Annotated in this window: 6 protein-coding genes and 2 pseudogenes; 1 reads left to right on the top strand and 7 read right to left on the bottom strand. The window is 55.7% G+C overall.

Annotated elements, in window-relative coordinates:
* Window positions 1–175: pseudogene (locus DQ405_RS27655) on the top strand (DUF159 family protein); the annotation flags it as partial.
* 11 nt (window positions 176–186) lie between these two features.
* Here DQ405_RS27655 and DQ405_RS23500 read toward each other — a convergent pair.
* The 7 genes and pseudogenes from DQ405_RS23500 to DQ405_RS23470 all read right to left on the bottom strand — a co-directional run.
* Complete coding sequence (locus DQ405_RS23500) at window positions 187–444, bottom strand: hypothetical protein (protein ID WP_168426299.1); 258 nt, start codon at window positions 442–444, stop codon at window positions 187–189.
* Window positions 441–812 carry a hypothetical protein gene (locus DQ405_RS23495; protein WP_168426298.1) on the bottom strand — a complete coding sequence of 124 codons (372 nt, stop codon included), beginning with the start codon at window positions 810–812 and terminating at the stop codon, window positions 441–443. The genes DQ405_RS23500 and DQ405_RS23495 overlap by 4 nt, the downstream gene beginning before the upstream one ends.
* The gene (locus DQ405_RS23490; protein ID WP_168426297.1) at window positions 812–1,240 is read right to left on the bottom strand and encodes a cell wall hydrolase; all 429 of its coding nucleotides are present in this window, start codon (window positions 1,238–1,240) and stop codon (window positions 812–814) included. The genes DQ405_RS23495 and DQ405_RS23490 overlap by 1 nt, the downstream gene beginning before the upstream one ends.
* A gap of 57 nt (window positions 1,241–1,297) precedes the next feature.
* Window positions 1,298–1,510, bottom strand: a complete 213-nt coding sequence (locus DQ405_RS23485) for a hypothetical protein (RefSeq protein ID WP_094774162.1) — start codon at window positions 1,508–1,510, stop codon at window positions 1,298–1,300.
* Window positions 1,511–1,829: 319 nt separating this feature from the next.
* Window positions 1,830–2,348 (bottom strand): hypothetical protein, encoded by a 519-nt coding sequence (locus DQ405_RS23480; protein ID WP_168426296.1) that lies wholly within the window; start codon window positions 2,346–2,348, stop codon window positions 1,830–1,832.
* A 25-nt stretch (window positions 2,349–2,373) separates the two neighbouring features.
* Entirely contained in the window at window positions 2,374–2,751 is a 378-nt protein-coding gene (locus DQ405_RS23475; protein WP_130174728.1) for a hypothetical protein, read from the bottom strand.
* A gap of 596 nt (window positions 2,752–3,347) precedes the next feature.
* A pseudogene (locus DQ405_RS23470) lies at window positions 3,348–5,958 on the bottom strand (phage tail tip fiber protein); the annotation flags it as partial.

The raw sequence follows: 5,958 nt of genomic DNA, 5'->3' as shown, positions 1-5,958 counted from the left end.
GACCCCGGACCTAGCTCGGGAATGGTTGGACCCGGCCACGCCCAAGGAGCGCGCCGAGCAGATGGTGCTACACCAGGGCGAGCCGTCCGAGGTGTTCGAGTGGTTCAAGGTAGATACGGCCGTGGGCAACGTGCGCAACAAGGGGCCCGAGCTCATCCAGCCGATCAGGGCTTGATACCACCAGGCCTACTGGCAAGCCTGCACCGCCGCGACCAGCTGACGCTCGTAACCGATACGCTGCCGACGCTCGGCCAACAATGCCCGAACCTTTACTTCCAGGCTGTCGGACTTCTTCAGCCCAGCAGCTGCCCATGGCGGCACAGCGACCCCCTGTGTTGTGCACGGCACCAGCACCGGCACCTCCACGCGCACAGTGCGCACCTCTGGCTCCCGGCCCGCGCAGCCAGTCAGCACCAGCGCTAACAGCACCAGAAAAGACTTCATAACCCCAACTCCTGATCGATGATGGCCGCAGCAGCCTGGGCCGGTCGCCACCGGTTCGCTCCCGCAAACAACTGACTGGCAGCGGCGTAGTCGGGCTGGGCCTCTTGCGTTGCTTTTGCCAGGGCCTGGGCGGCAGTTCGCTCCCGCTGATCGCCGGCCTGGACAAGCTCACCTAGCTTCCTGCCTTGCTCTCCCGCCAGCGCTTCCAGGTTGTCGAGCGCCGACTGAGCACTGACCAAGTCGGTGTTCGCGGCGTCGAGTAACGGCCGGTAATGCCGGGCAGCCAGCCACGCACCACCGCCAGCGCCCAGCACCAGCAGAAGGACAGCCGCAAGCCCAAAGCAAGCCAGCTTCTGCAAGGGCGTCATCACGGCACATCCTTGAAGAACACATGGTGACCAAGGCGCAGTGTCTGCTTGGCCTTCGCCGCCCAAGCCGGGGCTTTTGGCATCGTGGTCGCGTAGTAATGCGTGGCCCCGCCGGTTGGATCCGGTACCGCGCCTGACATCACCTGGTCAGCCGCACGCTGGGCCTGGGCGAACTGCCGCGGGCCGGRATCTGCTTGGGCACCACTCAGGTAGGCGTAGTTCGGGTCGTTCTGGTTCCAGCAGCTGAACTGCCAAGGCTTCAGGCACACCCCAGCGTAACCCTCGCCCCACCATGAGGTGGCCTTGCCGTCGAACACACGGTTGCGGATGGTCCAGGCTACGGCGATCTGGCCGTCCAGACCCTCGCCGCGGGCTTCGCCCCACAGCGTGCGCGCCAGGATGTCCCGGTCTTTTCCAGTAGTGGTCATACTTTTCTCCAGGCAATAAAAAGCCCGCTCGAGGCGGGCGGTTTTTTTCGCAGAAAGTCAAGGCGCGGATGGAGGGCTTAGCTGAATGAGAGTTGCGCGGGCAGCAGTGCGTGCCTGCTTGATATCACCAGGAATCGGTGTGCCATCTTCAAGCAAGGCGAATGCATACCAGTTGGTCTCATTTAGATATGTTTTCGCCTGCTCCACACTGAGATCATTCGCCACATCTTGCGGCGTCTTGATCGGTTCAAGTTTGCTCCAGTCCACCATTACTTTTCCTCCTGAGTTGCAGTAAGTTCCGTCATCGACAGTGCTGATGGCGATGTGTCCGGAAACTTCACAGGGCCACTGCGCGCATCGATTACGATTGGCTCTATCGGATTTCTATATTCATCAGGGCTGTCTGCTTGCACGGGCAGCCTCAGGGTCATATGCAGCGTTTGGCCCTTGCGTTCAACATAATCAACAAAACCATTCACTAGAAATTGCTGAGGCCGGAAGCCTGAACCCATCCTTTAGCGGTGTAAAATCAAAACTATCTCCATTTACAGTTAAGATATCACCACTTACGGAGCCGGAAATAGATTCATTAGTCAGAAAAGGCAATAGTTTTAATTTTCATTTTCCACTGGCTCAGTATAGTAACTCTAGGATTGAATGACTGTGACGTTGCTCCATTTCTTATTACCAATGTAACTGAGGTTGAAGTATCAGCAAAACCGGAGACTATGCCGTAATGATCGTAATTATTGCTAGGCTGCGCAAACCCATCCACGCATGCCTTTGCCAAGTCCGGGCCGACAGAAACAGGCAAGTTGTAGCGGACAACTGTAGAAGCGTTAGCAGGAATATTACCAGAAGAGCCAAGACTACCACTGATCACTTGCATACCATTGAGATATTTACAAATATCTAAGCCTGAAACGGTTGTGCGTGACATCAAGCCACCTCCAGTAGGATCAACCAAGGCAGACACTGCATCAAACTTTGTGGCGAGCGCTGAGTATATTTCAGCTGTCATAGCATTTATTTTCACGGCGCTACTTCGGGTCGTATCGCCGCCAGCCCCTGTTGGGGCTATACCGATGTTGATTTCTTGTCTTGGCATTTTATAACCTCAAACTGTTAATTGATCAGAGCATCGGCTTGCCGAACAGAAGTGAAAAGTAGAAATAAGCCTCATTAAAGTCACCTAAATTCTGAAGCCCAATAGAAACTTTATTATTCTCTTGATTCCACCCACAACCCAACCATGAGTAGCTATCCCTTGCGGGCATATCCATCGCAATATTATTGATTAATATATAGCTACCATCGCTAATTGGAGCCGTGGAGGTCCAAGAAAAATTCCATCTTCCGGGTGATGTATTAACAGCTCCCATAAATGTCCATTCAGAAACTACAGTCGTAAACTGCGCACAAGGCGCGCCATTATCGAACAGTAGTTTTGAATTTGAATCCCACAACCTTAGCCCATAACCTTCTACGGGCTTAGCTTCATAGGCGGCCACGAAATATGTTCCGGATACATTCCCAGGCCATTCGTTTCGCCAACCAGTCCAGTTACCTGGCGCCCCCAATAGCTGCACTCCCTGAAAAGACGCGGTGGCATCTGGTCTTGCAAAAACCAAAGGAGGTTCTTGGGAGGTAAACGGTGTGGGGAATACGGCTCCTATAGGTTCATATCGAGCCGAGTAGAGTATAACCAACCTAGAATACTCGGAGTCCAAGGCAACAACGTCCGAATTATTTTTTAAATATTAATCCGTATGACATTATCTATACCTAAATACTAAAAGCCTTTGAGTCGAAACGCCTTTCTTGCCATTAGGCATATTTCGATTTGCAAACCATACGGTAACCCCGCCACTCATAATCTGAACGTCAAACTGTGAGTTCCTTGGATCTTGAGAGAACCTCCACGGTTCGTTTGGGAGACAAACCCCAACATGAGTCGCGATATCAACCTCTGGTATTGGGATATATACATTCCTCGCAACAGAACCAACAGCAGAAGTCACCAGCGCCGAGTAAACGACCCTCACGGTGAACGAGTTCTCGTCCAACTGTAAATTACCAGTGGGCCCCCAAATTCTGATTCCAGAACTCATTCGGTAAGATCTCCGATTTGAACGCGCTTGACGCCACCATTATCCCAAAACCGTAACGAGCGATTTGTCATCATTGATCGGCCCTGCCCTGGTACAACTCCGTTGATTTCAAAGGTCCCGTCGAAGAAAAGCTTCCAGCCAGCTTTACCTGGATCATAGTTGTTCGACTGGATGTAGTTACCGATCTTGGCATTAGTTATCGTGCCGTCCTGGATAAATGCGGCCTTAATAAAGGTCTGCCCACCCTGCACTGCGAACGGAACCGATCCAGCCTGACCGATGGCAAACCTGTCGGCGTCGATGATGAACTGCGACTGCAATCCCCCAGGGCCATTCTCCAGCCCAAGCCCGATGCCAGCGTACTTGTAGAGTCCGGTTGCGGTTTCGTACTGCATCCGCACCGACCAGTTCGCCGTGACCTTGCCGTCGACCGTTTGAATTGCCGTGGTGTTGGTCTGGATAGCCAGTGTGTTGCCGTTGACCGAGTTCTTGACCGTTTCGATGCTGGACGACAACACGCCGTCGGCATTAATACGGGCGGTTTGCTCGGCTACGACTGCGGCGGCATTGTTGGCCACCTTCACTTCCACCGTGTCAGTTCGCTGTCCCTGCACCAGGTCGCCCTCGATCAGGGCGGACTGAACAGACCAGACACCAACGTAGCTCTCGTCCGAACCGATCAGCGCAGTGTCATCACCCTGGAGCGGCGGATTGACCTGTAAGTAAATACCGTCAACCCGCTGCGCCGTGGTGGTGACCTTGCCGTCGAGAGTGGTTACCGTGGCCTTGAGGCTGCTTAACCCGCTGGCCGTGGCATTCACGCCCGTCACAGGATCGTTGACCGTAACCTTCACCGCGTTGAGCTGTTGTGCCTGAGCGGTGATGTCCTGGCCTTGCTGCGTGATGGTTGAGGTGTTTTGCTGGACCTGTGTGGCCAATGCACTGACCGTCTGCGCAACGGTACCAATGTCCATCCAATGCCAAATATTCGGCGGTGGAACGTTTACAGGGACAGGCGCTACCGCTTGATACAGCCGTTGCCCTTGGCGAACGATGTCATTAACCGCGTAGGTTTTGGACGGGTCGTACTCAAGCGCGTCGACGATCTGGTCAATCAGCCCTTCCAGTTCGTCCTTGGCGGCTTCGATACGCCCGTTGACCGAGCCAGGTCCGTTGCCGTCGATAAGATTGATCCGATCTTTGAGCAGCTGGCCCAGGGACGTTTTCATCAATCTGCCCCTTGATCTGCTCAAGAATCGGCCCAGCATCAGAACTGGCTTGCCCCATCACCCCATTCACCACCGGATAGAACGGACCGATGTTGCCGGTACGGTCCACCAGGCGCGCCCAGAAGAACAGCGTTGCGCCCGCCAACAGGGACTGCATCCGGTAGTCGGCCTGCGGATATGCCAGGTCGGCCAGCTTCGTCGCGGCCGGCAGGTTATTCGCCGGGCCATACCAAAGCTCGGTACGCTGGGTATCCTCGGCGCCAGCAGGGAAGCCCCACTTGATGCCAATTCCGAACAGCTCGCTGGTGGTGGTAAGGAACGACACAGCCGGCGGCAGGCCGGTTTTGCCTTCCAAGTTGGTCAGACTGGAGTTTTTCCAGATCGACGAGATTTCGAACGCGCTCAACGCACGCACCCGAGCCAAGTAGGCGCCCGAGTAAATACCAGTGACGTCGACGCTCGTTGAGCCAGTACGCTGCACCTTGATCCAGTTGCCGCTGTCCTTGCGCCACTCCACGTCATAGGCGACGGCGCCAGCGACAGCGGGCCACGAGATGTTCATGGTGCTGATAGCGATGCCTTGGTCGATGGAAACGTCCGACGAGACGGTCACGCTCTCGGGTGGGGGAACAACTGTGATAGGAATGACGCTAATTGGTCGTTCCTCAAGGCGCGCGCCAGTATCAATGTTTGCGTATTTGCTTGGCTCGTATTGCAGGGCACTGATCTCGTAGTCGCCTTCCGGCGTCCGCGCTGTCCTAGTGACCCTGTAGAGCGGAATTGCTAAGTCGTCCGCATCAATTGCCCACTGAAGCTGTACAGCCGGAGCCTCGCTATACGCAACAGTCACCGTTACGTTGCGTCCGCTCACGCTTTCCACTGTACGCCCTTCTGCCCGCCCACCAGGGAGGTTGATCATCAGCCGGTCACCGGCCTTGGCCAAGGTGTCGCGGTCCAAAGTGATGACCTTCCCGGCCGCCGCTGCAATACGCCCGCCAATCTCCCGGCCCGCCAGCAGCGAGTCGGCGACGGGGATAATGAACCCAGGCAGCGGGATGCGACCTTCCATACCGGTCCTGAAGCTGATGGTGCGGTCCTGGTTGTTGCTCAGCACCAGCCACTTAGCGCGGCGCTGGGCCTCAGATGCCCGAGTGCAGCCGATGGCACTGATCTCCGTCGGCTTGTCGCCCAGGCGTCGCTGCAGCGGCAGGTCGGAATAGACGGTGACGTCGGTGTCGTAGTTGTTCAGCGGGTTGTCGTAGCTGGCCAGGCAGCGTGTAAATCGGGTCTTCGCCGATGCACTGCCGTAGGAAATCTTGCCGTCGATAACATTGGATCGGGTGAAAACGTAGTCGATGTCCTGGGAGCGAGGCATATC

Source organism: Pseudomonas sp. SST3 (genome assembly GCF_003325755.1).
This window is presented reverse-complemented; position numbering and strand designations above follow the sequence as displayed.

What these genes read in the sequence shown, in the direction of transcription:
- DQ405_RS23500 (WP_168426299.1), bottom strand. Translation starts at nt 444, where the DNA reads ATGAAGTCTTTTCTGGTGCTGTTAGCGCTGGTGCTGACTGGCTGCGCG.
- DQ405_RS23495 (WP_168426298.1), bottom strand. Translation starts at nt 812, where the DNA reads ATGACGCCCTTGCAGAAGCTGGCTTGCTTTGGGCTTGCGGCTGTCCTT.
- DQ405_RS23480 (WP_168426296.1), bottom strand. Translation starts at nt 2,348, where the DNA reads ATGCCAAGACAAGAAATCAACATCGGTATAGCCCCAACAGGGGCTGGC.
- DQ405_RS23485 (WP_094774162.1), bottom strand. Translation starts at nt 1,510, where the DNA reads ATGGTGGACTGGAGCAAACTTGAACCGATCAAGACGCCGCAAGATGTG.